The sequence below is a fragment of the Streptomyces macrolidinus genome (assembly GCF_023887685.1).
Classification (GTDB): Bacteria; Actinomycetota; Actinomycetes; order Streptomycetales; family Streptomycetaceae; genus Streptomyces; species Streptomyces macrolidinus.
In genome coordinates, this window is sequence record NZ_JAMWMR010000075.1 from 1 (window position 1) to 2955 (window position 2955).

2 protein-coding genes are annotated in these 2955 nt (G+C 73.6%); both read left to right on the forward strand.

Annotated features, from left to right (window positions below; translation table 11 throughout):
• Positions 1-2037 (forward strand): beta-ketoacyl reductase (locus NGF19_RS30235; RefSeq protein WP_252429110.1); only part of this gene is annotated, 2037 nt, incomplete at its 5' end.
• 54 nt (positions 2038-2091) lie between these two features.
• Positions 2092-2955 (forward strand): beta-ketoacyl synthase N-terminal-like domain-containing protein (locus NGF19_RS30240; protein WP_252429111.1); only part of this gene is annotated, 864 nt, incomplete at its 3' end.

Sequence of the window (2955 nt, forward strand, 5' to 3'; positions counted from 1 at the left end):
CCCTACGCCTTCCAATACGAGCGCTACTGGTTGCAGAGCGCCCCCTCCCAGGTGGCCGTCGGCGACAGTTGGCGGTACCGCATCACCTGGAAGCCGGTGCCCCTGCCGGTCGAGCCCGGCGGGCCCGTTCTCGCGGGGCGGTGGCTCGTCGTTGCCGACGCCGGGGCCGACGTCGCGGACCTGACCAAGGTGTGGGAGGCCGCCGGGGCGCAGGTCGTCGCAGTCGAGGTCGCCGCCGACGAGGAGCGTGCGGGGCTGGCCGCGCGCCTGCCCCAGGCCGAGGCCGAGGGTGTCGTCGGGGTGGTGTCGCTGCTCAGCAGTGCCGCAGCCACGCTCGTGTTGATCCAGGCGCTGGGCGACGCGGGCGTCGAAGCCCCGCTGTGGTGCGTGACCAGGGGCGCGGTGTCGGCGGCCAGGGACGACGGTGCCGCCGATCCCGCTCTGGCGATGATCTGGGGCCTGGGCCGTGTCGCCGCGCTGGAGCACCCCGAGCGGTGGGGCGGCCTCGTCGACCTGCCGACGGAAGCCGGCGGGGCGGACTGGGGCCGACTGGGGTCCGTGCTCCCGCAGGCGAGCGGCGCGGGCGAGGACCAACTGGCCCTCCGCGACTCCGGTGTGTTCGGACGGCGGCTGGTACGCGCGCCGCTGGGCGGCCGTCGGCCGGTGCGTGACTGGTCGTCCTCCGGGACGGTGCTGGTTACCGGCGGCACCGGAGCGCTCGGCGGCAAGGTCGCGCGCTGGGCTGCCGAGCAGGGCGCCGAACACGTCGTGCTGGTGTCCCGCAGCGGCGCCGACGCGCCGGGCGCCGACCGGCTCGTACAGGACCTGGCGGAGCGGGGAACCCGGGTCACGGTCACGGCCTGCGACGTCGCCGACCGCGAGGCGATGGCACGCGTACTGGCGGCCGTCCCCGAGGACGCACCTCTCACCGCCGTCTTCCACACCGCCGGCACCCCGGGCGGCCTGTCCCTCGACGCCACCGGCCCGGAGGACGTCCGGCGCACGCTGCGTGCGAAGACCGAAGGGGCCCAGGTCCTCGACGAACTCCTGCGCGGAACGCCCCTGGACGCCTTCGTGCTCTACTCCTCGAACGCCGGTGTGTGGGGCAGCGGCAGCCAGGGTGTCTACGCCGCGGCCAACGCCTACCTCGACGCACTCGCCGCCCGGCGCCGCGCACGCGGCGAGACCGCGACCTCGGTGGCCTGGGGCCTGTGGGCCGGTGACGGCATGGGGGAGGGGGCCGATGACACGTACTGGCAGCGCCGCGGCATCCGCCCCATGCACGACGAGCGGGCCCTGGAGGAACTGCGCAAGGCGCTGGAGCACGACGAGACCTTCGTCGCCGTGGCCGACGTGGACTGGAAGACGTTCGCACCCGCGTTCACCGTCTCCCGCCCCAGCGTTCTCGTCGAGGACGTCCCGGAGGCCCGGCAGGCGCTCGCCGCCCCCGAGGCTCCCGCCTCGGACGCCCCGGGCGGCCCCGGTACGCCGTCCGCCCTCGCGGCCGTGGCCGCACTCCCGGCCGCCGAACGCGAACGGGCACTCGTGGACCTGGTGCTCACCCACGCGGCGGTCGTCCTCGGCCACTCCTCCCCGGACCGGTTGACGGGCGACCGGGCCTTCATGGAGATCGGTTTCGACTCCCTGACCGCCGTCCAACTGCGCAACCGGCTCTCCACGGCGATCGGGACCACGCTCCCCACCACCGTCGTCTTCGACTACCCGACCCCCGCCGCGCTCGCCGCCCACCTGCTCCAGGAGCACGTGGCGCCGCCCACGATCGCGCCCACCGACTGGGAGGGGCAGGTGCGGCAGGCGCTCGCCGAACTCCCGCTCGACCGGCTGCGCGAGGCCGCCCTCCTCGACGACCTGCTGCGGCTCATCGGCGTCGGCCCCGAGCCGGCCCCCGGCAGCCCTGACGCCCCGGCAGCGGACGCGCACGCCGGCGACGGCGGCACCACGGCGCCGGAGGCGTCCATCGACGACCTCGACACCGATGATCTGGTCCGGATGGCGCTCGGACTCTCGCAGTCCTGAGCGCGCCCTCCGGCGTCACGTCCACTCGAACGACTAGCGGAAGACCAGACCCAGATGACGAATTCCAGCGAACAGTTGGTGGAGGCACTGCGCGCCTCGCTGAAGGAGAACGACAGACTCCGCAAGGAGAGCCGACGGCAGGCTGAACGACGGCGGGAGCCCATGGCGATCGTCGGCATGAGCTGCCGGTTCGCCGGGGGTATCGGCTCGCCCGAGGAACTGTGGGAAGCCGTGGTCGCCGAGAAGGACCTGGTCTCCGAGGTGCCCGAGGAACGCGGCTGGGACATCCACTCCCTCTACGATCCCGAACCCGGTCGCAAGGGTACGACGTACGCGCGCAACGCCGCCTTCCTCGACGACGCCGCCGGATTCGACGCCGCGTTCTTCGGGATCTCGCCGCGCGAGGCGCTCGCCATGGACCCGCAGCAACGCCAACTCCTGGAAGCCTCCTGGGAGGTCTTCGAGCGGGCCGGCATCGACCCCACGTCTGCGCGCGGCACCAACGTGGGCGTGTACGTGGGCTGCGGCTACCAGGACTACGCGCCGGACATCCGGCTCGCGCCCGAGGGCACCGACGGATACGTGGTGACGGGCAACGCCTCTGCCGTGGCCTCCGGCCGGATCTCCTACGCCCTGGGGCTTGAGGGTCCCGCGTTGAGTGTGGACACGGCGTGCTCGTCGTCGTTGGTGGCGTTGCACCTGGCGGTGCAGGCGCTGCGCAACGACGAGTGCGAGATGGCTCTCGCCGGAGGCGTCGCCGTGCTGGCGACGCCAGGCGCGTTCATCGAGTTCAGCCGCCAGCGCGCCATGGCCGTCGACGGCCGGACCAAGGCGTTCGCCTCGGCAGCCGACGGACTCGCCTGGGGCGAGGGCGTGGCCGTGCTCCTGCTGGAACGCCTCTCGGTGGCCAGACGACGC